General features: G+C 74.2%; 24 protein-coding genes. 12 read left to right on the forward strand and 12 right to left on the reverse strand.

Going from position 1 to position 21,667, the window contains the following annotated elements; translation table 11 throughout:
- The first annotated feature begins 252 nt into the window (after positions 1-252).
- Positions 253-1,893 carry a phosphoglucomutase (alpha-D-glucose-1,6-bisphosphate-dependent) gene (pgm, locus tag ACFYU0_RS03600; protein WP_389297501.1) on the forward strand — a complete coding sequence of 547 codons (1,641 nt, stop codon included), beginning with the start codon at positions 253-255 and terminating at the stop codon, positions 1,891-1,893.
- A gap of 51 nt (positions 1,894-1,944) precedes the next feature.
- Here the strand turns inward: pgm and ACFYU0_RS03605 are convergent, their stop codons facing one another.
- On the reverse strand, positions 1,945-2,862 hold the full coding sequence (locus ACFYU0_RS03605; RefSeq protein ID WP_389297503.1) for an SGNH/GDSL hydrolase family protein: 918 nt from the start codon (positions 2,860-2,862) through the stop codon (positions 1,945-1,947).
- Positions 2,863-3,034: 172 nt separating this feature from the next.
- Entirely contained in the window at positions 3,035-3,400 is a 366-nt protein-coding gene (locus ACFYU0_RS03610) for a DUF5133 domain-containing protein (protein WP_351669849.1), read from the reverse strand.
- A gap of 184 nt (positions 3,401-3,584) precedes the next feature.
- On the opposite strand from ACFYU0_RS03610, the gene ACFYU0_RS03615 reads away from it, so the two are divergent.
- On the forward strand, positions 3,585-4,238 hold the full coding sequence (locus tag ACFYU0_RS03615; protein ID WP_389297505.1) for a 1,4-alpha-glucan branching protein: 654 nt from the start codon (positions 3,585-3,587) through the stop codon (positions 4,236-4,238).
- A gap of 87 nt (positions 4,239-4,325) precedes the next feature.
- A complete protein-coding gene (locus tag ACFYU0_RS03620) occupies positions 4,326-5,177 on the forward strand; it encodes a lysozyme (RefSeq protein WP_389297507.1) in 852 nt (283 codons plus the stop codon).
- Positions 5,178-5,223: 46 nt separating this feature from the next.
- Here the strand turns inward: ACFYU0_RS03620 and ACFYU0_RS03625 are convergent, their stop codons facing one another.
- Together ACFYU0_RS03625 and ACFYU0_RS03630 are read right to left on the reverse strand one after the other, a co-directional pair.
- A complete protein-coding gene (locus tag ACFYU0_RS03625) occupies positions 5,224-6,348 on the reverse strand; it encodes an aromatic acid exporter family protein (protein WP_389297508.1) in 1,125 nt (374 codons plus the stop codon).
- 67 nt (positions 6,349-6,415) lie between these two features.
- Complete coding sequence (locus ACFYU0_RS03630) at positions 6,416-7,579, reverse strand: AI-2E family transporter (RefSeq protein ID WP_389297509.1); 1,164 nt, start codon at positions 7,577-7,579, stop codon at positions 6,416-6,418.
- A 222-nt stretch (positions 7,580-7,801) separates the two neighbouring features.
- Between ACFYU0_RS03630 and ACFYU0_RS03635 the strand changes: the two genes are divergently transcribed.
- Entirely contained in the window at positions 7,802-7,963 is a 162-nt protein-coding gene (locus ACFYU0_RS03635) for a hypothetical protein (protein WP_351669834.1), read from the forward strand.
- A gap of 23 nt (positions 7,964-7,986) precedes the next feature.
- Here the strand turns inward: ACFYU0_RS03635 and ACFYU0_RS03640 are convergent, their stop codons facing one another.
- Together ACFYU0_RS03640 and ACFYU0_RS03645 are read right to left on the reverse strand one after the other, a co-directional pair.
- Positions 7,987-8,412, reverse strand: coding sequence for a DUF2267 domain-containing protein (locus ACFYU0_RS03640; protein ID WP_389297510.1), 426 nt, complete (start codon positions 8,410-8,412; stop codon positions 7,987-7,989).
- A 55-nt stretch (positions 8,413-8,467) separates the two neighbouring features.
- Positions 8,468-8,956 carry a DUF1360 domain-containing protein gene (locus ACFYU0_RS03645; RefSeq protein WP_389297511.1) on the reverse strand — a complete coding sequence of 163 codons (489 nt, stop codon included), beginning with the start codon at positions 8,954-8,956 and terminating at the stop codon, positions 8,468-8,470.
- Between the two features lie 195 nt (positions 8,957-9,151).
- Here ACFYU0_RS03645 and ACFYU0_RS03650 point away from each other — a divergent pair, with 195 nt between their 5' ends.
- The 8 genes from ACFYU0_RS03650 to hypE all read left to right on the forward strand — a co-directional run bounded on the left by ACFYU0_RS03650 (position 9,152) and on the right by hypE (position 17,837).
- A complete protein-coding gene (locus ACFYU0_RS03650) occupies positions 9,152-9,679 on the forward strand; it encodes a hypothetical protein (protein ID WP_389297513.1) in 528 nt (175 codons plus the stop codon).
- Positions 9,680-9,854: 175 nt separating this feature from the next.
- The gene (locus ACFYU0_RS03655; RefSeq protein ID WP_389297515.1) at positions 9,855-11,573 is read left to right on the forward strand and encodes an enoyl-CoA hydratase-related protein; all 1,719 of its coding nucleotides are present in this window, start codon (positions 9,855-9,857) and stop codon (positions 11,571-11,573) included.
- Positions 11,570-12,160, forward strand: a complete 591-nt coding sequence (locus ACFYU0_RS03660; protein ID WP_389297516.1) for a hydrogenase maturation protease — start codon at positions 11,570-11,572, stop codon at positions 12,158-12,160. The genes ACFYU0_RS03655 and ACFYU0_RS03660 overlap by 4 nt, the downstream gene beginning before the upstream one ends.
- 62 nt (positions 12,161-12,222) lie before the next feature.
- On the forward strand, positions 12,223-12,948 hold the full coding sequence (gene hypB, locus ACFYU0_RS03665; protein ID WP_389297517.1) for a hydrogenase nickel incorporation protein HypB: 726 nt from the start codon (positions 12,223-12,225) through the stop codon (positions 12,946-12,948).
- On the forward strand, positions 12,945-15,293 hold the full coding sequence (hypF, locus tag ACFYU0_RS03670) for a carbamoyltransferase HypF (protein ID WP_389297518.1): 2,349 nt from the start codon (positions 12,945-12,947) through the stop codon (positions 15,291-15,293). Before hypB ends, hypF begins: the two co-directional genes overlap by 4 nt.
- A 3-nt stretch (positions 15,294-15,296) precedes the next feature.
- Entirely contained in the window at positions 15,297-15,587 is a 291-nt protein-coding gene (locus ACFYU0_RS03675; RefSeq protein WP_351669810.1) for a HypC/HybG/HupF family hydrogenase formation chaperone, read from the forward strand.
- Positions 15,584-16,729 carry a hydrogenase formation protein HypD gene (hypD, locus tag ACFYU0_RS03680; protein WP_389297519.1) on the forward strand — a complete coding sequence of 382 codons (1,146 nt, stop codon included), beginning with the start codon at positions 15,584-15,586 and terminating at the stop codon, positions 16,727-16,729. Before ACFYU0_RS03675 ends, hypD begins: the two co-directional genes overlap by 4 nt.
- A complete protein-coding gene (hypE, locus tag ACFYU0_RS03685; protein ID WP_389297520.1) occupies positions 16,722-17,837 on the forward strand; it encodes a hydrogenase expression/formation protein HypE in 1,116 nt (371 codons plus the stop codon). The genes hypD and hypE overlap by 8 nt, the downstream gene beginning before the upstream one ends.
- 30 nt (positions 17,838-17,867) lie before the next feature.
- Here hypE and hypA read toward each other — a convergent pair whose 3' ends face one another.
- Genes hypA through ACFYU0_RS03715 form a run of 6 tightly spaced genes read right to left on the reverse strand, consistent with a single transcriptional unit; the run spans position 17,868 to position 21,610 of the window.
- Positions 17,868-18,224, reverse strand: a complete 357-nt coding sequence (gene hypA, locus ACFYU0_RS03690) for a hydrogenase maturation nickel metallochaperone HypA (RefSeq protein ID WP_351669804.1) — start codon at positions 18,222-18,224, stop codon at positions 17,868-17,870.
- A 9-nt stretch (positions 18,225-18,233) separates the two neighbouring features.
- A complete protein-coding gene (locus ACFYU0_RS03695; RefSeq protein WP_389297521.1) occupies positions 18,234-18,386 on the reverse strand; it encodes a hypothetical protein in 153 nt (50 codons plus the stop codon).
- A 53-nt stretch (positions 18,387-18,439) separates the two neighbouring features.
- Positions 18,440-18,646 carry a hypothetical protein gene (locus ACFYU0_RS03700; protein WP_351669798.1) on the reverse strand — a complete coding sequence of 69 codons (207 nt, stop codon included), beginning with the start codon at positions 18,644-18,646 and terminating at the stop codon, positions 18,440-18,442.
- 21 nt (positions 18,647-18,667) lie between these two features.
- Positions 18,668-19,261 carry a DUF5947 family protein gene (locus ACFYU0_RS03705; protein ID WP_389297522.1) on the reverse strand — a complete coding sequence of 198 codons (594 nt, stop codon included), beginning with the start codon at positions 19,259-19,261 and terminating at the stop codon, positions 18,668-18,670.
- Complete coding sequence (locus ACFYU0_RS03710; protein WP_351669792.1) at positions 19,258-19,824, reverse strand: NifU family protein; 567 nt, start codon at positions 19,822-19,824, stop codon at positions 19,258-19,260. The genes ACFYU0_RS03705 and ACFYU0_RS03710 overlap by 4 nt, the downstream gene beginning before the upstream one ends.
- Entirely contained in the window at positions 19,817-21,610 is a 1,794-nt protein-coding gene (locus ACFYU0_RS03715; protein ID WP_389297525.1) for a nickel-dependent hydrogenase large subunit, read from the reverse strand. The genes ACFYU0_RS03710 and ACFYU0_RS03715 overlap by 8 nt, the downstream gene beginning before the upstream one ends.
- Positions 21,611-21,667: the final 57 nt, after the last annotated feature.

Here is a 21,667-nt window from a genome sequence, read left to right on the forward strand (position 1 = left end):
GATCGTCAGGTCCACGTACGCCTGTGACACCCGGCAGCCCGGGGCCCTGACGGTGGGTCCGGACACGGGGCGGTTACCTGCCGGTCGTGGGGGCACACGGGAGCGTGGCGGGAGTGATCTTCGGGAAACGGATCACGGTGCGGCCCGTGGCCGGCCCACCGCGCTCGGTGCGGGCGCACTCGCACGCCGGGCCCCTCACGGGGAAAGATGGGCCCCGAGCGATCGATCACACCGATGCGGAGGAGCGGACTCATGCCGCACGAGCGAGCGGGACAGCCGGCCGGCCCCGATGACCTCATCGACGTGGCCCGGCTGGTCACGGCGTACTACGCGCTGCGGCCCGACCCGGCCGACCCCGGCCAGCGGGTGGCCTTCGGCACCTCGGGGCACCGGGGTTCGTCCCTGGCGAGCGCCTTCAACGAGGACCACATCGCCGCGACCAGCCAGGCCATCTGCGAGTACCGCGCGGCGCAGGGCGTGGACGGCCCGCTGTTCCTCGGCGCCGACACGCACGCGCTGTCCGAGCCGGCCCGGGTCACCGCGCTGGAGGTGTTCGCCGCCAACGACGTCACCGTGCTCATCGACGGCGCGGACGGCTACACCCCGACCCCGGCCGTCTCGCACGCCATCCTCACCCACAACCGCGGCCGCGACACCGGGCTAGCCGACGGCGTGGTCGTCACCCCGTCGCACAACCCGCCCGCCGACGGCGGCTTCAAGTACAACCCGCCCAGCGGCGGCCCGGCGGCCTCGGACGCCACGTCCTGGATCCAGGACCGCGCCAACCAGATCATCACGGGCGGCCTGAAGGAGGTACGGCGGCTGCCGTACGCCCGCGCGCTCGCCGCCGGCACCACCGGGCGCTACGACTTCCTCGGCGCCTACGTCGGGGACCTGCCGAGCGTCCTGGACCTCGACGCGATCCGCGCGGCCGGGGTGCGCATCGGCGCCGACCCGCTCGGCGGCGCGTCCGTCGACTACTGGGGCCGGATCGCGGAGCAGCACCGCCTCGACCTGACCGTGGTCAACCCGCACACCGACCCCACCTGGCGGTTCATGACGCTGGACTGGGACGGCAAGATCCGCATGGACTGCTCGTCGCCGTACGCGATGGCCTCGCTGATCGAGCAGCGCGACCGGTTCCGCATCGCCACCGGCAACGACGCCGACGCCGACCGGCACGGCATCGTCACCCCGGACGCGGGCCTGATGAACCCCAACCACTACCTCGCCGTGGCCATCTCCTACCTCTACCGGCACCGCGAGCAGTGGCCCGCCGGCACCGGCATCGGCAAGACCCTGGTCTCCTCGACGATGATCGACCGGGTCGCCGCCGACCTGGACCGGCGGCTGGTCGAGGTCCCGGTCGGGTTCAAGTGGTTCGTGGACGGGCTCGCCGGCGGCACCATCGGCTTCGGCGGCGAGGAGTCGGCCGGGGCGTCCTTCCTGCGCCGGGACGGCTCGGTGTGGACCACCGACAAGGACGGCATCCTGCTGGCCCTGCTCGCCTCCGAGATCACGGCGGTCACCGACCGGACCCCGTCGGAGCACTACGCGGACCTCACCGCCCGCTTCGGCGAGCCCGCCTACGCCCGCATCGACGCCTCGGCGACCCGGGAGCAGAAGGCGCTGCTCGCCAAGCTGTCCCCGGCCCAGGTCACCGCCGACACCCTGGCCGGCGAGGCGGTCACCGGCGTCCTCACCGAGGCGCCCGGCAACGGGGCCGCCATCGGCGGAATCAAGGTCACCACCGCCAACGCCTGGTTCGCGGCCCGCCCGTCGGGCACCGAGGACGTGTACAAGGTCTACGCCGAGTCCTTCCTGGGCCCCGACCACCTCGCCCGGGTGCAGGAGGAGGCCAAGGGAGTGGTCCAGGCCGCGCTCGGCGGCTGAGCCCGATCGAGCCGTACGACGGCCCCGGCGCGCCGGGGCCGTCGCCCGTGCTCAGCCGCGACCGCGGCCGTGGTCGAGCCGGTCCAGCACGGCCCGCGCCATGGCGTCCTCGCCGCGCGCGTTGGGGTGGGCGGGGGCCGCGGGCGCGGCCGGCTGCAGCGGTTCGATCCAGCGGTCGGCGGGCGCCTTGCACATGTCGTGGCCGACCGTGGGCCGGTAGGTGTCGACGTACTCGACCCGGTTCCACGCGGCGACCGTACGCAGCATCAGGTTCAGCCGCTTCTCCGTGTCCCGCAGGTAGGGGAAGTCCTTCGCCGCGAACGGCACGGCGGGGAAGCAGCCGACGCCGTCGTCGGGCAGCAGGTCCGGGTAGCCGACGAGGAGGACCCGGGCGTGCGGTGCGCGCCGGTGGACCGCGCGCAGCACCTGGTCGATCTTCGGTGCGGTGCGCAGGACGTCGAGCGCCAGCCGGTCGTACCCGCCGGCCTTGTACGAGCGTTCGCAGGGGTTGCCGGCCGGGTCCTGGACGCCGAGGCGGGCGCAGGTGCCGATGATCGAGCCGAACCCGACGTCGTTGCCGCCGATCTGGACCGTCACCAGGTCGGCGTTCCGGTCCAGCGCGTCGAGCTGCGCCGCGTTGCCGCCCTGCGGCTGCCACATCTCGTTCGTGGTGGCGCCGGCGCAGCTCACGTCCTTGAACGTGCTCACCCCTCGCCACGACGCCAGCAGCGAGGGGTAGTTGTGGTCGGAGCGGGCGCATCCGGCGTCCACCTGGCGCGGTATGAGCGGGCCCGAGGTGTAGGAGTCCCCGAGGGAGACGTAGGTGAGATCGCGACCGGGTCCGGCGGGATGGGCGGCGGCGGGCACCGTGGCGGCGGCGACGAGGGCGCAGCCCCCGAGTGCCGTCCCCAGTACGGTGGTCCGCCGCCGGCCTCTCGCCCCGTCGGCCGCGCGCGTGTCGTTCGCCATGGTTCCTCCCCCACAGGCCGGGCACACGGGCCGCCCCGAGCGGCGGTCCGCGTCTCAACTGGGTCTGTATACCGCCCGGTAGGTCGCGCGGGCCATAAGCGGGAAGGAACTATCGCGGTCGTCGGACCGGGGCGGGCGCGATCGTGCGTGGCCGCCCCCGGCAGCGGTGCCGTCAGACCCCGGGCGCGGGCTCCGCCACGGCGGACGTGTTCGTGACGGGGGCGGGGTCCGTGAGAGGGGCGGGGTCGGTGATGGCGGCAGGGTCGATCACCGGAGCCGGGTCCACCGCGGGAGCGGGGTCCAGCACGGCGGTCGGACCGAGCAGGGAGTCGTCCTCCGGGCGCGCCCCGGACAGGCGGTGCCGGGCGGCTATCAGCGCCATGTCGACGTCCTTGGTGCCCGTGGCCACGCACAGCGTGTAGGCGATGTCCGCCAGCCGCTGCCGGGCCTGCGTCGTGCTCTCCTCGGCGCCGAGCAGTGTCAGGGTCTCGTACTGGGCGATCAGGTCCTGCAGTACCGCGGGGTGTGCCATCAGCATGAGATCCGCCTTCCTGGTGCGAAGCCGAGGTCGATCAGGTCGAGAGCCGATTACCCGCGCCCCGGCCCGGCATGTCCCCCGATCCGCCCCGAGCCCGAGCCGCCCGGCCGGGCCGGCCGGGCCGTCGCGCGGATGTGAAAGGCTGGGCGCGTCCATGTCCGCCCCGCCCAGGAGGAGTTGCCGCGTGGCCGTCATCCACCGCACCACCCTCACGCCGACCAAGCTGGAACTCCTCGCCGAATGGCTGCCCACCCGGCCCTGGTACCGCGGGGGACCGGCCCCGGAACTGGAGAAGTCCGGCGGCTTCCGGCTGGACGACCCCGCGGGCGAGGTCGGGATCGAGTTCATGGTGACCACCGACGTCCGCGGCCCCGAGCCGGTGGCCTACCTGGTCCCGCTCACCTACCGCGACGCCCCGGCCGCCGGCGCCGAGCACGCCCTGATCGGCACCGCCGAGCACGGTGTGCTGGGCAAGCGCTGGGTGTACGACGGCTGTCACGACCCGGTGCTGTTCACCGAACTGCTGGCGCTGATCGGGGGCCGGGCCCAGGCCGTGGCCCAGAGCATCACGGACACCCCCGACCGGGAGGTGACCCGCGCCTACGCGGGTGAGCCGTTCCCCGAGGGCCCGTTCACCCCGCGCCCCGCCGACGACGAACACGGCACCCGGCTGCCCGCGCCGCACGGCACGGTGCTGCACGTCCACCGCGTCCCCGTCCCCGTCGCCGGGACCCCGCCGCTGCCCGCCGGTGAACCGCTCGGTCATGTCGCGGGCGGCTGGACGGCACCGGACGGCACCCGCCTCGGCGCCGTCCTGATGACCCTGGCCGGCCGCTGAGGACCGCACCCGCACGGCCCAACGCCCGGCGGGAGCGACCACCGCACGGCCGTATCCGGAGTGCGGTGCGGGCCGACCCCGGGTCAGATGGATCCCGTGCGAAGCCCTATAACCCTTCCCCGCCGCCGCTCACGCTGGTCCGTCACCGGCGTCCTGACCGGCCTCCTGCTGTCCCTGTCGACGCCCGCGGCCGTGCCCCTGCCGGCCGGCGGGTCCACGCCCGAGCGCGGCAGCGCCTACATGGGCATCGGAGTACTGACCCACGACGGCATCGGCCCCACGGACGAGGCCACGCCGACGGTTCCCCGCGCGACCCAGACCGAAGGCGTGGACGTCGCCAGCTACCAGGGCAACGTCGCCTGGCCGACGCTGTGGAGCAGCGGCGTCCGCTGGGCCTACACCAAGGCCTCGGAGGGGACGTACTACACGAACCCCTACTTCACGCAGCAGTACACGGGGTCCCGTGACGCCGGCATGATCCGCGGCGCCTACCACTTCGCGACCCCCGACACCACCAACGGCACCAAGCAGGCCGACTACTTCGTCGACCACGGCGGCGGCTGGTCCAAGGACGGCAAGACGCTGCCCGGCGTGCTCGACATCGAGTGGAACCCGTACGGCGACGACTGCTACGGGAAGTCGCAGAGCGGGATGGTCACCTGGATCCGCGACTTCCTGAACCGGTACAAGACCCGCACCGGCCGCCACGCCGTCATCTACACGGCCACCAGCTGGTGGACCCAGTGCACCGGCAACTACAGCGGCTTCGGCGCGAACAACCCGCTCTGGATCGCGCGTTACGCCTCGTCGGCGGGGACGCTGCCCGCGGGCTGGTCGGCGTACACCATGTGGCAGTACACCTCCACCGGTCCGACGGTCGGCGACCACGACCGGTTCGACGGGGCGGTGGACAAGGTCGTCGCGTTCGCCAAGGGATGACGCGCCCCCGGCGGCGGGCGGCGCTCCGCCCGCCGCACGGCCGGCGTCAGGACGGGACGACCAGACGGTCCGCCAGCCGGTGGGCCTGGGCGAGCAGCGCCCCGTAGGTGGCGATGTCGTCGGGGTCGTCCGTCGTCGAGCGGACCAGGTCCCGGCGCAGCTCCTGGAGCGTGCCGCGCAGTTCCGCCACCGCCTCGCGCAGTCCGTCCTCGCTCGAGTCGCCGAACCGGCTGTGGCTGTAGAGCCGCAGGGCGTGGGCCGTCTGGTGGAGGAACGCCGCGTAGCGCCGGGCGAGTTCCGGGTGCGGCCGGGGAGCCGGACGCTTCTGGGCGGCGGCCTCCAGCACCGTGCGGGTCACGCCCGCGGTGTGCACGGCGGCGTAGTCCAGCACCAGGACGGCGTCGTCGTACCCCTTGCCGGGCAGCGCCGACGCTCCGTTGCGGCGGCGCGGGTTGGCCCGCAGGCTCTCCCGGCCGAGGTCCACCGCGGCATGGGCCTGCTCCACCCGGGAGCGCAGCCGCAGGGCGCGCTCGTGCCGGCCGGCGGCCTCCTCGGCGTCCCAGCGGCCCTCGGCCAGCCCGTCGGCCACGTCGTGCAGGATGTCGTGGGCCTCGTCGGTGGCGTCCCGCAGCACCGCACTGGTGTCGCGCAGGTACACCGGCGGCCGGATCAGCGCGTTGACGGTGATGCCGACCAGGGCGCCGAAGAGGGCCTCGCCCAGCCGGGCCGCCGAGGTGCCGACCGACACGGACCCGCCGGTCAGGACGAACAGGGCGCCGGTCGCGGCGTAGATCCCCTGGCTGCCCAGGCGCCGCCAGCACCCCAGCAGCAGCGCCGCGGGCAGGACGATCGCCATCGCGGTCATCGTGTCGCTCAGCAGCAGCCCGACCGCGGTGGCGACCACCGTGCCGGCCGCGATCGCGCCGAGCTGCTGCAGCCCGTGCGCCATGGACCGGTACACGGTCGACTCCACCAGGACCACCGCAACCCAGGGCGCCACGAACGCCACCGGCGCCTTCAGCCACCAGCCCGCCACCGCCCAGGCCACCCAGGCGGCCAGCGCGGCCTTCAGCGCCTGGACGACCAGGTCCCGCTCCCGGCCGGGCCCCGCGGCGGCCCGGCGCACCGCCGCCACCGCCTCCGTCACATCCCGTCGTACCGCTTGCCACATCAATCGCATTCCACGCACAACGCACCGAGTGCCACTGAAGCGGGTGCCCATGCAGGGGTCACCGAGCTCAGGGCGGATCCGGGCGCAGCGCGCGCATCACCGCCCAGACCACGGAGACGAACGGGACGGCCACGACCGCCCCGATCACTCCCCCCACGATGCTGCCCGCGATGACGGACACGGCGACGACGAGGGGATGGAGCCGGACCGCCCAGCTCAGCACCAGCGGGTGCAGCACATGCCCCTCGAACTGGCCGATGACGACGATGAGCGCCAGCACGGCCAGGGCGGTCAGCGGTCCGCGCCCGGCCAGGGCCACCACGGTGGCCACCCCGAGCGCCACCGGCGAGCCGACCAGGGGCACGAACGCGGCGAAGAACTCCAGCAGCGTCAGGGGCAGCGCCAGCGGCACCCGCAGCACGAGCAGGGCGATGCCGACCAGCACGGCGTTGGTGGCCGCGACGATGATGATCCCCCGGGTGTACCCGGCGAACGTCCGCCAGGCCGTGCTCCCCGCCCGGTCCCAGGCCGCACGCGCCTTGCTCGGCAGCAGCTGGTCGCGCGCCCAGGCCCACAGCCGCTCACCGGAGTGGATGAAGAACACGGAGGCGAAGAGCGCGAGGGCGCCGCCGGTGACCAGCTCCACCACCTTGCCGAGCTGGGTCACCGCGCTGCTGAGCAGCTTGGACCGGTGGGCGTCGAGGTAGTTCGTCACCTGGTTCTCCAGCGCGGAGAGCCGGCCCGGGCTGAGCCGGAGCGGTGGGCGCTGCAGCCACAGCTCGATCCGGCGCACCCCGCCGCGGAACTCCCCGGCCAGCGTGGCCGACTCGCTGGCCACCGCGTTGCCCACGAGCGCGAGCAGGGAGAGCAGCAGCAACAGGCTGCCGGCCAGGGCGACGGCGACGCTCACCGGCCGGGGCAGGACGCGGCCGAGCAGATCGGCGAGCGGGCGCAGGACCGAGGTGACGATGAGGGCGAGGAACAGCGCCACGGCGATGAGCTGGAAGCGGCCGAGCAAGGTGAAGACGCCGTACACCACGACCCCGACCAGGATGAGCCGCCAGGCGTAGGCCGCGGTGATCCGCAGCCACGGCACGATCCGCGCCGCGACCGCGGCGTCGGCACCGGTGCGAGGGCCCGCCGGGAGCCGTGCGGAGTGCGCGGGCCGGCCGCCCCGCACCGTCCCGCGCGTCCGGCGTCCCCGGCCCGCCCGCCGTCCCGGACCGCCCACCCGGCCTCCCGTGCGCTCATCGTGTCGATTGTGTGACTTTCGGTCACCGTCGAGAACGTTACGGGCAGGGAGGCGCCGTACCGGTACAACGCGCCCGTGGCGCCCCGCGCCGCCGGTCTCCACCGGCGCGCCGGGACGCCACAGGACCTTCACACTCCGTGGACGTTGGGGCGGCGGGGGGCGGGCACTCGTCCCCGGTACTCGCAGGGAGGAGTTCCTCCGGTGATCTTCGTCGCGCTTCTGCTGCTTCCCGCCCTCAGCCTGCTGCTCTTCGGCCTCGACCAGGTCGAGGACCGCTGGGTCACCCGCCGTACCGGTGCACGGCACGCCCGGCGGCGACCCTTCTTCCGGCGCCCCTGGGGGCGGGTGCCGCACCAGCGGTGACGGACGGCCGCCCCCCGCTCCCGCTACTCCCCGCCCTCTCCTGCGGCGCGTTCCACCGGGAGCAGCTCCCGGATGTCCGAGGGCAGCGCCCCGGCCATCCGTTCGGTCAGCTCCGGGGCGAGGGCCGCGTCGAGCACCTCCAGGACGGCCGCGGCCTCCCGCAGGGCCGTGTCCTCGTCCGTGCCCGCCCGGTCGGCGATCCGTCCCGCGAACGCCGCGAGGCCGAAGCGCTCACCGGCGTGCCCCGCGTCGCCGCCGGCCTCTTCGGCCGCCCGGCGCATGGCGGCCGCCAGGTCGGGCGGCAGCTGGGCGGCCACATGGCGGGCCAGCCCGGACGGCAGCCGCTCCGACAGCGTGCACACCACCGCCCGCGTCGCCCGCTCCGCCGTGCCGCTGTCGGGCAGAGCGGCCAGCGTCCGCACCTTTCCGATCATCTCGTCGTGATGCATGGGGCCGGTTCCTTCCTCGTGGCCGGCGGCCCGGCGGCCCGGCCCGGCGGCCGGCTCAGCCCTCGGCCGTCCGCTGGGTCCACGTCCATGCGTACTGCAGCCAGTCCGCCACCGTCAGCGCGCCGAAACTCCCGCCGACCAGCCGGGTCAGCCGCGGCGAGGCGGCGTAGGAGCACATCAGTGCCGTCGCCACCCAGGCCGAGGTGCAGAACGGGCACGCCAGCAGGTCGCCCACCGCCCTGCGCATCCCGGTGCCCCGGGGCTCGTCCACGACCTCGCCGGCCTTGCCCTCCTCGGCCCGGCGCGTGAACGGGGCGCGCAGGAAACTCGTGATCCTGTCCCGGGTCAGCAGCCGGGACACCTTGTACGTCGCCGTGCCCAGCAGGGCGACGTCCCACGGCGGCAGCTCGCGCGGCAGCGTCACGCCCCGGCGCCGGGCCACCATCGCGTACGTGCCCACCCCCGTGACGAACACCGCGGCGAGAGCGGCGTAACCCCCCAGGGGGTCCTCGCCCTGGTCGTCGTACTGTGCGTCGTCCGTCATGGAGCCTCCCGGTGCGTGCCCTGCCCGGCGGCGGGCCCGCCCCGAGTTCCCTGGCCGCCCCGCGCCACACGTGACCTCCGTCGTGACGTGGCCGAAGCCACATATGACGAACTTCCCAGCAACCCCGAGGCGGCGGAGCCCGGGGCTACCGTGGCGTGGAGCCCCTGTTCCCTACGCGTCTCGGACGGCCCGGCAGTGCTCACAGACCTCTCTCCCCTCATCGCCGCGACGGCCCGCTGGCTGACGGGCGCCTACCCGGCGTGCGGCGGCGCGCTGGCCACGGCCCGCTGCGAGGCCCAGGCCCGGCAGGCCGTGACGGTCGCCGCCCGGCTGCGCTACCCGACCGACATCGACGCGGCCCTGGTCACCCTGGCGGGCCCCGGTGGCGCGGTACGCCTGGACTGGGTGACCGGCGCGGACTCGGGCGGCGACGGCACGGCCGAGGAGTGGGCCTGGCGCACCTGGGTCGACGAGGTCGTGGCCAGCTGGGCCGCGAGCCTGCTGACCGATCCCGGGCTGGCCGGGCCGGCCGTCGACGCGCTCGCCGGCCCGGAGCACACCGCCGCCCCGCCGGAGGAGTTCCGGCGCCTGCTGGCCCCCGACGACGGCGACCGCAGCGCCGCCGCCCTGCTGCGCCACCCCGACCTGCTCGCCCCCGTGGCCGCGCTCCACCACGAGCAGCTCCTGGACCGCCTCGCGGCCGGACCGGCGCTCGCCGCCTGACGGCCGCCCGGACCCCCGCCGCCGGCCGCCCGCCGCTCCCGGCGAACACCAACCGACGCCGAACGTTCAGAAAGCGCACCGTGCGGGCCGGTTGGCGGAAGGTATGCGACCGAGCCTGACGAAACGCCGCACCGGTTCTTCACGGCACTCCGTGAAAGGGCGAACATGCCGCGTCATGGACATTCTGCTCGTCGCAAGCGCGTTCAACAGCCTCTCCCAACGGGTGTACGCCGAGCTGTCGGACCTGGGCCACCGGGTGGACGCCGTGCTCGCCACACAGGGCGCCGAACCGGTCCGGGCCGCCGTCCGCGAACTGCGCCCCGACCTGATCCTCGCGCCCATGCTGAAGTCGGCGCTGCCCGAGGACGTCTGGCGCGACCACACCTGCCTGATCGTCCACCCCGGACCGCCCGGTGACCGCGGCCCGTCCGCACTGGACTGGGCCATCGCCGGACAGGCCCCCCACTGGGGCGTCACCGTCCTCCAGGCCGAGGCGGCCATGGACGCGGGCGACATCTGGGCGTCGGAACCCTTCCCCGTCCCGCCCGTCGGCAAGAGCGACCTCTACCGCAACGAGGCCTCCGACGCCGCCGTGGCCGCCGTCCTGCTCGCCGTGCGCCGGTACGCCGACGCCTCGTACAAGCCCCGCCCGCAGACCGGGGACCCCGGCATCGCCCCGCACATCGTGTGGCGCGACTTCTTCCGGCAGGACCGGCGCCGGATCGACTGGGCGAACGACGGCACCGAGGCCGTGCTGCGCAAACTGCGCGGCGCCGACTCCCAGCCGGGCGTTCTCGACGAACTCCTCGGCCGGGAGGTGTTCCTGCACGGCGGGCACCCCGAGGACCGGCTCCGCGGCCGCCCCGGCGAACTGCTCGCCACCCGGTACGGCGCCGTCTGCCGCGCCACCCGCGACGGCGCCGTGTGGATCCCGGAACTGCGCCCGCGCAAGAACTCCGGCGACCCCGCGCCCTTCCGGCGCCCGGCCGCCTCCGTACTCGCCGCCTTCCCCGACGCCCCCCGCCTGCCCGAGGACACCGTCCCCCTGGAACTGCCCCGGGACCGGCGCACCTGGAGCGACATCCGCTACCGCCGGCGCGGCGACACCGGCTTCCTTACCTTCTCCTTCCCCGGCGGCGCGATGAGCACCGAGCAGTGCCGCCGGCTGCTCACCGCCTACCGGTACGCGCTCGACCGTCCCACCCCCGTGCTGGTGCTCGGCTCGGACCGGGACTTCTTCTCCAACGGCATCCACCTGAACGTCATCGAGGCGGCCGCCGACCCGGCCGAGGAGTCCTGGACCAACCTCAACGCCATGGACGACCTGGTGGAGGCGGTGCTGCGCACCACCGACCGGCTCGTGGTGGCCGCGCTCCCCGGCAACGCGGCCGCCGGCGGCGCCATGCTCGCCCTCGCCGCCGACGAGGTGTGGTGCCGCACCGGTGCGGTCCTCAACCCGCACTACCGGCGCATGGGCCTGTACGGCTCCGAGTTCTGGACCTACACCCTGCCGCGTCGGGTCGGAGACGGCCTCGCCCGCCGGCTGACCGGCGAGGCACTGCCCATCGGCGCGGCCGCGGCCGGCCGCATCGGACTGGTGGACCGGCTGGTGCCCGCCGCGCCGGGGGAGTTCGGCGCCCGGGTCCAGCGGCTGGCCGAGGACCTCGCCGCCGCCCCGGACCTCGCCGGGCGGATCGCCGCCAAGGAGACGGCCCGCCGCCTGGACGAGGCACGGCGGCCGCTCGCGGAGTACCGGCGCGACGAACTCGCCCGTATGCGCGCCGTCTTCTACGACCCCGCGGCCCCGTACCACGCCCTGCGCTCCGCCTTCGTGCGCAAGAAGCCGGCCGGTTCCGTCCGGCCGCTGGCACCGGTGGCGGGAGACCTCGGATGAGCGCCCCGCCCGGCCGGCTGCTCGTGGCGGGCGTCGGCAACATCTTCCTCGGCGACGACGCCTTCGGTCCCGAGGTGATCAGCGCACTCGGCCGGCGCCCGCTGCCGCCCGGGGCCGACGTGCGGGACTACGGCATCCGGGGCATGGACCTCGCCTACGCCCTGCTCGGCGGCTGCGCCACCGCCGTCCTGATCGACGCCGCTCCGCGCGGACACCGGCCCGGCACCCTCACCCTGCTCGAGGCCGAACCACCCCACGGGACCGTCGCGCCCGAGGCCCACGGCCTGGACCCGGAGAAGGTACTGGCGCTCGCCGCCCACCTGGGCGAGGAGCCGCTGCCCCGCGTCCTCGTGCTCGCCTGCGAACCCGCCGTCCTGCCCTCCGGCGACGAGGACATCCTGCCGGGACTGAGCGCACCGGTGCGCGAGGCCGTCGACCGGGCCGTCGACGCGCTGCACATCCTCGTCCCGGTCCTGCTGGCCGACCCGGCCGCACCCGCGCCGCCGTTGGGCCGCCCGATGGAATCCGGGCCCCCGCACACGGCTGCGCTGCCCCGCCTCACGGCCGGAGCGGCCGAAGATCGGTGAGACCCGGGCCGCACAGGGCGTGGCCGGGGCCTTCCGTCCCACGACCGCGAGGAGCTGCGCCCATGTGCCGGTCCGACGTCAAGCAGGCCGTCCTGGCGAAGAACGACGACCTGGCCGCGAGCCTGCGCGAGGACCTGGGCCGCAGGGGCGTGACGCTGGTCAACCTGCTGTCCAGCCCCGGCAGCGGCAAGACGGAACTCCTCGGCCGGGTCCTGGCGCGGGCGGTGGAGCGGGGCGTGCCCGTCGCCGCGCTCACCGCCGACCTCGCCACCGAGAACGACGCCGTCCGGCTGGCCCGCTCGGGCGCGCCGGTACGGCAGTTGCTGACCGACGGACTGTGCCACCTGGAGGCCCGGCAGGTACGCGGGCACCTCGACGGCTGGCTGCCCGAGGACACCGCGGTGCTCTTCGTGGAGAACGTCGGCAACCTGGTCTGCCCGGCCTCCTACGACCTCGGCGAGACCCTGCGGATCGCGCTGATGGCGGTCACCGAGGGCGAGGACAAACCGCTCAAGTACCCGACCGCCTTCGGCTCCGCCCACCTGGTCGTCATCACCAAGACCGACCTGGCCGGGGCGGCCGGCTTCGACGAGGCCGCCTTCCGGGCCAACGTCCAGCGCGTCAACCCGGGCGTGGAGATCGTACGGACCTGCGCCCGCAGCGCCGAGGGAGCCGACACCCTCCTGGAGCACGCCCTCGCCGCCCGCCGCGCGGCCCCGCCGCACCGGCCGCCGCTCGCCCCGCACCCCCACGGGCACCACCACCCGGCCTCCGCCCCCGTCGCGTGACCGCGCCCGTCACCGGCCGGGTGCGCCGCCGGATCACCGTGTACGGCACCGTGCAGGGCGTCGGCTTCCGGCCGTACGTGCACCGCCTGGCCGCCGAACTGGGCCTGGCCGGCTTCGTCGGCAACACCGCGAGCGGCGTGCTCATCGAGGTCGAGGGCCGGGCGGAGGACGTGGCCCTCTTCCACGACCGGCTGGTGAAGGAGCCGCCCCCGCTGGCCGTGGTGACCGGCGTCGGCCGCGAGGACGTCCCCGCCACCGGAGCCGCCGAGCCCTTCGCCATCCGCCGCACCGGAGAGTCCACCGGCCGCACCCAGCTCCCGCCCGACACCGCGACCTGCCCGGACTGCCTGCGCGAACTGGCCGACCCCGCCGACCGCAGGCACCGCCACCCGTTCATCACCTGCACCCACTGCGGCCCCCGCTTCACCATCGCCACCGCGATGCCCTACGACCGCGCGGCCACGACCATGGCCGGCTTCCCGCTGTGTGCCCCCTGCGCCCGCGAGTACGGCGATCCCACCGACCGGCGCTTCCACGCCCAGCCCGTCGCCTGCCCCGACTGCGGCCCGCGGCTCACCCTGGTCCCGGCAGCCGGCACCGGCGTCCGCCCGGCCCGGGGCGCCGGCGCCCTGGCCACGGCACGGGCGCTGCTGGCCGCCGGCCGGATCGTCGCCGTCAAGGGCGTCGGCGGCTACCACCTGGCCTGCGACGCCACCGACGAACGGGCGGTCGCCACCCTGCGCGAGCGCAAGGAGCGCGGCGGCAAGGCCTTCGCCGTGATGTGCGCCGACCTCGGCACCGCGCAGGACATCGCGGTCCTCGCCCCGGCCGAACGCGCCGCCCTCGCCGGCGCCCGCCGCCCCGTCGTCCTGCTCCGCCGCCGCCCGGTCACGGCGGGACCCCGGCTCGCCGACCAGGTCTGCCCGGGCAGCCCGTACGTGGGCGTCATGCTGCCCTACACCCCCCTGCACACCCTGCTCCTGGGCCTGCCCGGCGATCCCCCCGGACCGCGCGTCCTGGTCATGACCAGCGGCAACCGCTCCGGCGAGCCCATCGTCACCGACGACACCGAAGCACTGGACCGCCTCGCCGGCCTCGCCGACGCCTGGCTCGCCCACGACCGGCCCATCGCCTCCCCGTGCGACGACTCCCTGCTGCGGGTCCGCCCCGACGGCACCGAGCAGGTGCTGCGCCGCTCCCGCGGCTACGTTCCCCGCCCCTTGCGCCTGCCGGTCCCCGTCCGCCCGGTGCTCGCGGTCGGCGGGGACCTGAAGAACGCCCTGTGCCTCGGCGACGGCGACCAGGCCTGGTTCGGGCCGCACATCGGCGACATGGGCGACCTCACCGCCCTGGACGCCGCCGCGCGGGCCGAGGGCCATGTCACCCGCCTCGCCGGCGTCACCGCCGGGCTGATCGCCGCCGACCGGCACCCCCGCTACCACTCGGCAGGCTGGGCCCGGCGCCTGGCCGGTGAGCGCGGCCTGCCGGCGCCCGTGCTGGTCCAGCACCACCACGCCCACGTCGCCGCCGCGATGGCCGAACACGGCCTGGACGGCACCACACCGGTGATCGGCGTCGCCTTCGACGGCACCGGGTACGGCGACGACGGCACCGTGTGGGGCGGCGAGGTGCTGCTCGCCGACTACTCCGGCTACCGCCGCTTCTCCCACCTGGCCACGGCCCCGCTGCCCGGCGGCGACGCGGGCGTGGCCAACCCCTGCCGGCTGGCGCTGGCCCGGCTGTGGGCCGCCGGGCTGCCGTGGGAACCGGACCTGCCGAGCCTCCTCGCCTGCACCGACGCCGAACTCTTCGTACTGCGACAGCAGTTGGAACGCGATGTGGCCTGCGTGCCCACCTCCAGCATGGGCCGCCTCTTCGACGCCGTGTCTTCACTGGCCGGGGTCTGCCACCGTACGGGATACGAGGCGCAGGCCGCACTGGAACTGGAGGCAGCGGCGGCCGAGGCCTGGGGTGCGGACTCCGGGGCCTACCCCTTCCGCTTCGGCGCCGGCCACCGGATGGAGCCCGCACCCCTGCTGGAGGCGCTGCTCGCGGACCGGCGGCGCGGCACGCCCGCGCCGGTGCTCGCGGCCCGCTTCCACCGCGGGGTCGCACGGGCCGTCGCCGAGGTCTGCCGGCGGGCCCGCCGGTCCGCCGGCCCGGCCGCGGTGGCCCTCACCGGCGGCGTCTTCGCCAACGGACTGCTGGAGGAGGAGTGCGCCGCCCTGCTGGACGCGGACGGCTTCACCGTCCTGCGGCACCACGAGGTGCCGCCCAACGACGGCGGGCTGGCGCTCGGCCAGCTCATGGTCGCGGGAACCGCAAACCACCACGAGACGGAGTGACCCATGTGTCTGGCCGTGCCCGGCAAGGTCGTGTCCATCGACCATCGCGCCGACCCGCTCACCGGGCTGATCGACTTCGGCGGAGTGCAGAAGCAGGCGTGCCTCGAGTACCTGCCCGATGTGCGGGTGGGGGAGTACGTCATCGTCCACGTCGGCTTCGCCCTGCAGCGCCTGGACGAGGAGTCCGCCCGGGCCTCGCTGGAGCTCTTCGAACAACTGGGGCTGCTGGAGGAGGAGTTCGGCGACGCCTGGGAGCAGGCGGCCCGGCAGGGAAGCGGGAGTGAGGCCAAGTGAAGTACATCGACGAGTTCAACGACCCGGACCTGGCCCGCCGCCTGCTGGACGAGATCCGCGCCACGGCCACCCGCCCCTGGGCGCTGATGGAGGTGTGCGGCGGCCAGACGCACTCCATCATCCGGCACGGCATCGACCAGCTCCTGCCGGAGCAGGTGGAGTTGATCCACGGGCCCGGCTGCCCGGTCTGCGTCACACCGCTCGACGTCATCGACAAGGCGCTGGCGATCGCCGCCCGCCCCGAGGTCGTCTTCTGCTCCTTCGGCGACATGCTGCGGGTGCCCGGCACCGACCGCGACCTGTTCCGGGTCAAGAGCGAGGGCGGTGACGTACGGGTGGTGTACTCACCGCTCGACGCCCTGGAACTCGCCCGCAGGAACCCCGGCCGGCAGGTCGTGTTCTTCGCCATCGGCTTCGAGACCACCGCCCCCGCCAACGCCATGGCCGTCCACCAGGCCCGCCGGCTGGGCCTGGACAACTTCAGCCTGCTGGTCTCCCACGTCAGGGTCCCCCCGGCGATCGAGGCCATCATGACCGCCCCCGAGTGCCGGGTGCAGGGCTTCCTCGCCGCCGGACACGTGTGCAGCGTGATGGGCACCGCCGAGTACCCGGACCTGGCCGAACGGCACCGGGTGCCGATCGTCGTCACCGGGTTCGAACCGCTCGACATCCTCGAGGGCATCCGCCGCGCCGTCCACCAGCTCGAACGCGGCGAGCACCGGGTCGACAACGCCTACGCCCGGGCCGTGCGCGACCAGGGGAACCCGGCTGCCCGGCGGATGATCGAGGAGGTGTTCGAGGTCGCCGACCGCAACTGGCGCGGCATCGGCCGCATCCCGGCCAGCGGCTGGCGGCTCGCCGACGACTTCCGCGAGTACGACGCCGAGCACCGCTTCGACGTCACGGACATCCGCACCGAGGAACCCGCGGTGTGCCGCGCCGGCGAGGTCCTGCAGGGCCTGATCAAGCCGACCGAGTGCGAGGCGTTCGGCAAGGCCTGCACCCCGCGCACCCCGCTCGGCGCCACCATGGTCTCCAGCGAGGGCGCCTGCGCGGCCTATTACCTGTACCGCCGGATGAGCGGAGGCCCGGCACCCCGGGGAGCCCGCATTCCGCAGGAGGAGATGAACCCCGTTGGCTGACCTCGCCACCGAAAAGGCCCCCCACCCCGCGAAGGCGGCCGCGGACACCGCCGAAGCGCCCGTCGACCCGGCGAACTGGACCTGCCCCGCCCCCCTGCGCGACCAGCCGGTCGTGGTCATGGGCCACGGCGGGGGCGGCGCGCTGTCCGCCGAGCTGATCGACCAGGTCTTCGCCCCCGCCTACGGCAACCCCACGCTCGCCACGATGGCCGACTCCGCCGTGTTCGACCTGGGCGGCGCCCGGCTCGCCTTCTCCACCGACTCCTACGTCGTACGGCCGCTGTTCTTCCCCGGCGGCTGCCTCGGCGACCTCGCCGTCAACGGCACCGTCAACGACCTGGCGATGAGCGGCGCCCGGCCGGCCTACCTCTCCACGGCCTTCGTCCTTGAGGAGGGCGTGGAGCTGTCCGTCGTCGGACGGATCGCCCGCGCCATCGGCTCGGCGGCCGAGGCGGCCGGGGTCACCGTCGCCACCGGCGACACCAAGGTGGTGGAGTCCGGGCACGGCGACGGCGTCTACGTCACCACCGCCGGCGTCGGCCTCGTCCCCGAGGGCGTCGACATCCGCCCGCAGCGCGCCCGGCCGGGTGACGCCGTCATCGTCAGCGGGCCGATCGGGCTGCACGGCGTGGCGATCATGAGCGTGCGGGAGGGCCTGGAGTTCGGCGTGGAGATCGCCTCCGACACCGCGCCGCTGGCCGGCCTGGTGGCGGACATGCTCGCGGTGACCAAGGACGTGCACGTGCTGCGCGACCCCACCCGGGGCGGGCTCGGCGCCTCGCTCAACGAGATCGCCCGCGCCTCCGGTGCCGGCGTCCGGCTGCACGAGCGCGCCCTGCCGGTGCCCGAGGAGGTCGCGAACGCCTGCGGGTTCCTCGGTCTCGACCCGCTCTACGTCGCCAACGAGGGGCGGCTCGTCGCCTTCGTGCCCCAGGACCGGGCCGAGGAGGTGCTCGAGGCGATGCGCGCCCACCCGCACGGCGCCGGGGCGACCGTCATCGGCTCCTGCGTCGAGGAGCACCCCGGCATGGTCGTCGTCGCCACCGGACTCGGCGGCACCCGGGTGCTCGATCTGCCGCTGGGCGAGCAGTTGCCGCGCATCTGCTGAGGCGGCCCCGGAACGGGAACGGCCCCGCGCTCAGCGCGGGGCCGGCACCGCTTCGACCTCCGTGATCTCCAACTCCCGTCCGCTGCGCAGCTCCTGCGAGGGACGGTCGCAGCGCGGGCACCAGAAGAACGGCGGCATGCCCACCGCGAACTCCTCGGCGCACCCGCCGCACCAGGCCTGAGCCGTCACCTGTTCGACGACGAGCCGGGCCCCGGCCAGCGCCGTACCGTCCCGGGCCACCTCGAAGGCGAACCGCAGCGCGTCCGGCACCACACCGGCCAGCTCCCCGACCCGGACGGTCACCGCCGACACGTCGTCGGCGCCGTCCGCCCGGGCGATCTCCTCCGCCCGCTCCACGATCGCGGTCGCGATCGACAGCTCGTGCATGCGGCGGACTCAGGGATACCGGCGGTGCGCGCGGAGCCCACCGGTCATCCGGTAGATCCGCACCTCCCGCAGCAGGCCGGGCAGCTCCTTCAGGAACAGGGCCGCGAGCACGCCGCCCACCAGGGCGGCCTGCACGAGCAGCACCTGCCGTCCGGTCGTCACCGACCTCGTCGTCGTCCTTGCCGTTCCACAGCGCTTCGTCACTTTCCGCCCTCTCATCCCGGGGAGATGTTCGGCATGGCGTCGATCAGGGCGTCATGCCGCTTCCAGTGGATCCCGGTGGAGCGGCGGGCGTCGGAGGTGCCGTCCTCGTGGAATCCGGTCTGTCGGTCGCGCGGGCCGATGTTGCCCTGGTGCAGGCCGGGCACATGGCTGGGTGTGTCGGGCTTCGCCTGGGCGCGGCCCACTCGGATGCTGCCCATCGTGTCTCTCCTTCCAGGTCCTCAGCGCCGCTCGGTGAGCTCCGCGAAGAACCGTTCCACGGCCGGCCAGACCCGGCCGCCACCGGACAGGCCCCGCCACTCCCGGCGGACCAGGGCGACCATCCGGAAGCAGTCGTCGACCGGCACGATCCAGTGTTGCTCGGAACCGCGCGCCGTGTTCACCAGCAGCGCCTCGACGTCCGGTTCCATCCCGGCGAGCGGCGCGCAGGCGGCGGCCAGCCGCCGCCAGGCCGCCGCGTCCACCTCCCAGCGCATGGCGCCGGCCGGGCTCGGGCCCTGCGCGGTGACCGTGCCGTCGGAGCGCGGCACGAAGAACACCAGGCCCACCGGCACGCCCAGCACCGCGGTGTCGACCGGCGGCAGCCGCAGCCGGCGCCGCGGCACCAGCCGGTAGCGGCCCTCGCCCGCCCCGTCCCCGGCGAACAGCACCGAGCAGGGGCCGCACACGCACCGCACGTCCGCGTCCGCGGTGTCGTACAGGTGCGGGTGCGCCTCGGCCACCGGGGCGGCGCACAGCTCGCACACCTCGGCCTCGGCCGCCGCCCGGCCCGCGGCCGAGCGGATGACACGGGCCAGCGCTCCCTCGGCGCTCACCGCGCCTCCTGTGCCGCGGGCCGGCGCCTGATCGAGTCGAGCGGCACGAACGCGGGGGCGGCCCGCCGCTCCTCGGCGACCGGTTCCACGGCCGTCAGCTCCGGGGCGGCGGCCAGCACCGCCGCCCGCACGACCTCGGTGACGTCGGCGGACCCGCCGCCGCACCCGGAGCCGCATCCGCCGCCGCTACTCACCCGCACCCGGGCCACCTGACCCTCGATGCCGGCCCACTCCAGGTCACCGCCGCGTTCGCGCACCGCGGGGCGCAGTTTCTCGACCGCGCGGGCGGCCCGGCGCTCGACCGGCTCGGGGTGCACGGAGTGCAGCACCAGCAGGTGTCCCAGCAGCTCGTCCGCGGCCAGCAGTTCGCCCAGCCGCTCGTCCGCGACGTCCACGACCCGGGCCAGCGCCTCGCCGTACACCTCGGTCAGCAGCCGCACCGACTCCAGCGCCTCGCGGGCGGCCGGGCCCGGGGCGGACTCCAGCCCCGCCAGCACCTCGTCGAGCCGGGCCAGCCGCGCCTCCACCGCCGGGTCCGGGAGCCGGACGGCGGCCTCAGCCATGACTGGCCCCGTACGTCGGGGAGTGCACGGTGGTCAGGGTCTTGCCCTTGCCCATGTACATGTGGACGCCGCACGGCAGACAGGGGTCGAAGCTGCGCACGGTGCGCATGATGTCGACGCCCTTGAAGTCGTCCGGCCCGTTCTCCTCGAAGATCGGCTGGCCCTGCACGGCGTCCTCGTACGGCCCCGGAGTGCCGTAGATGTCGCGTGGGCTGGCGTTCCACGGGGTCGGCGGGTAGGGGTGGTAGTTGGCGATCTTCTTGTCGCGGATCACCAGGTGGTGCGAGAGGACGCCGCGGACCGCCTCGTGGAAGCCGCAGCCGATCGCGTCGTCCGGCACCTCGAAGTTCTCGAAGACCTTGGTGTCGCCGTTGCGCAGCATGCCCATGGCCTCCTCCAGGAACTGCAGGGCCATGGCGGCGGCGTAGGCCACGAAGTACGGCCGGGCGCGGTCCCGTTCGATGGTGTTGCTCCACTTCGGGATGTGCCACTCCAGGGTGGTCTCCGGCAGCGACTCGCCCTTGGGCAGCGAGATCCGCACGCTGCTGCCGGTGGCCTTGACGTAGGGCGTGTCGACGAGACCGCTCAGCGCGGTCGACCACAGGCGTGCCAGGGGGCCGCCGCCGGTGTCCAGGGCGAGGTGCTCGCCGGTGTCCCGGTGGTGCCAGCGCGGGCTCATCACCCAGCTGTAGTTGCCGTCGAAGTCCCGTTTCTGCGGCACGGGGACGGTGGTCTGGTTCCACGGGTGGCGCATGTCGACGGGGTTGCCGAGCGGGTCGTGGGTGACGAACGGCTGCTCGTTGACCCAGTCCTCGTAGAAGGAGCTGCCCAGCATGATGCGCAGGCCGAGGTTGATGTCGACCAGGTTGTTGGTGACGAGCTTGCCGTCCACGACGATGCCGGGGGTGACGTACATCGCCTTGCCCCACCGGTCCATGTTCTCGTACCGGTAGTCGACGACGTCCGGGTTCTGCCAGGCGCCCCAGCAGCCGAGCAGGATGCGGCGCTTGCCGACCTCCTCGTAGCCGGGCAGCGCCTCGTAGAAGAAGTCGAAGACGTCGTCGTTCATCGCCACCGCCTTCTTCACGAAGTCGATGACGTGCATCAGCCGGCTGAGGTAGTCGGTGAAGGTGTTCGGCTGCGGCATCGTGCCGACGCCGCCCGGGTACAGCGTGGAGGGGTGCACATGGCGCCCCTCCATCAGGCAGAACATCTCCCGGGTGACCCGGCTGACCTTCAGCGCCTCCTTGTAGACCTCGCCCTCGAAGGGGTTGAAGGCCTTCATGATGTCGGCGATGGTCCGGTAGCCGTGGATGTCGCCGCGGGGCGCGTCGGTCCGCTGGGCGCGGGCCAGCACCCCGGGGTTGGTGGCCTTGACCATCGCCTCGCAGAAGTCCACGAACACCAGGTTGTCCTGGAAGATCGTGTGGTCGAACATGTACTCGGCGGCCTCGCCGAGGTTGGTGATGTGCTCGGCCAGTTTCGGCGGCTTCACGCCGTACGCCATCTGCTGGGCGTAGTTGGAGCACGTGGTGTGGTTGTCGCCGCAGATGCCGCAGATGCGCGAGGTGATGAAGCCCGCGTCACGCGGGTCCTTGCCCTTCATGAACACCGAGTAGCCGCGGAACAGCGACGAGGTGCTGTGGCATTCCACGACTTCCCGGTTCGCGAAGTCGATCTTCGTGTAGATGCCCAGGTTGCCGATGATCCGGGTGATCGGGTCCCAGGACATGTCCACGATCTGGGCGGGTTTGCGCTGTGTCTGCCGTGACTCGGTGGTCGTCATCTGCGGTACTGCCCCTCGCTGTTCGGGATCGGCGGTTCGGTGGGGGGTTGCGGGACG

The sequence above is a fragment of the Streptomyces sp. NPDC003720 genome, from assembly GCF_042875075.1.
GTDB lineage: Bacteria > Actinomycetota > Actinomycetes > Streptomycetales > Streptomycetaceae > Streptomyces.

Coding starts and splice junctions, on each gene's coding strand:
- ACFYU0_RS03625 (WP_389297508.1), bottom strand. CDS start 6,348: ATGTGGCAAGCGGTACGACGGGATGTGACGGAGGCGGTGGCGGCGGTG.
- ACFYU0_RS03710 (WP_351669792.1), bottom strand. CDS start 19,824: ATGGCTGAGGCCGCCGTCCGGCTCCCGGACCCGGCGGTGGAGGCGCGG.
- ACFYU0_RS03675 (WP_351669810.1), top strand. CDS start 15,297: ATGTGTCTGGCCGTGCCCGGCAAGGTCGTGTCCATCGACCATCGCGCC.
- hypB (WP_389297517.1), top strand. CDS start 12,223: ATGTGCCGGTCCGACGTCAAGCAGGCCGTCCTGGCGAAGAACGACGAC.
- ACFYU0_RS03610 (WP_351669849.1), bottom strand. CDS start 3,400: ATGCTGATGGCACACCCCGCGGTACTGCAGGACCTGATCGCCCAGTAC.
- ACFYU0_RS03655 (WP_389297515.1), top strand. CDS start 9,855: ATGGACATTCTGCTCGTCGCAAGCGCGTTCAACAGCCTCTCCCAACGG.
- ACFYU0_RS03620 (WP_389297507.1), top strand. CDS start 4,326: ATGGATCCCGTGCGAAGCCCTATAACCCTTCCCCGCCGCCGCTCACGC.
- ACFYU0_RS03660 (WP_389297516.1), top strand. CDS start 11,570: ATGAGCGCCCCGCCCGGCCGGCTGCTCGTGGCGGGCGTCGGCAACATC.
- ACFYU0_RS03645 (WP_389297511.1), bottom strand. CDS start 8,956: ATGACGGACGACGCACAGTACGACGACCAGGGCGAGGACCCCCTGGGG.
- ACFYU0_RS03700 (WP_351669798.1), bottom strand. CDS start 18,646: ATGGGCAGCATCCGAGTGGGCCGCGCCCAGGCGAAGCCCGACACACCC.
- hypA (WP_351669804.1), bottom strand. CDS start 18,224: ATGCACGAGCTGTCGATCGCGACCGCGATCGTGGAGCGGGCGGAGGAG.
- ACFYU0_RS03715 (WP_389297525.1), bottom strand. CDS start 21,610: ATGACGACCACCGAGTCACGGCAGACACAGCGCAAACCCGCCCAGATC.
- ACFYU0_RS03640 (WP_389297510.1), bottom strand. CDS start 8,412: ATGCATCACGACGAGATGATCGGAAAGGTGCGGACGCTGGCCGCTCTG.
- pgm (WP_389297501.1), top strand. CDS start 253: ATGCCGCACGAGCGAGCGGGACAGCCGGCCGGCCCCGATGACCTCATC.
- ACFYU0_RS03605 (WP_389297503.1), bottom strand. CDS start 2,862: ATGGCGAACGACACGCGCGCGGCCGACGGGGCGAGAGGCCGGCGGCGG.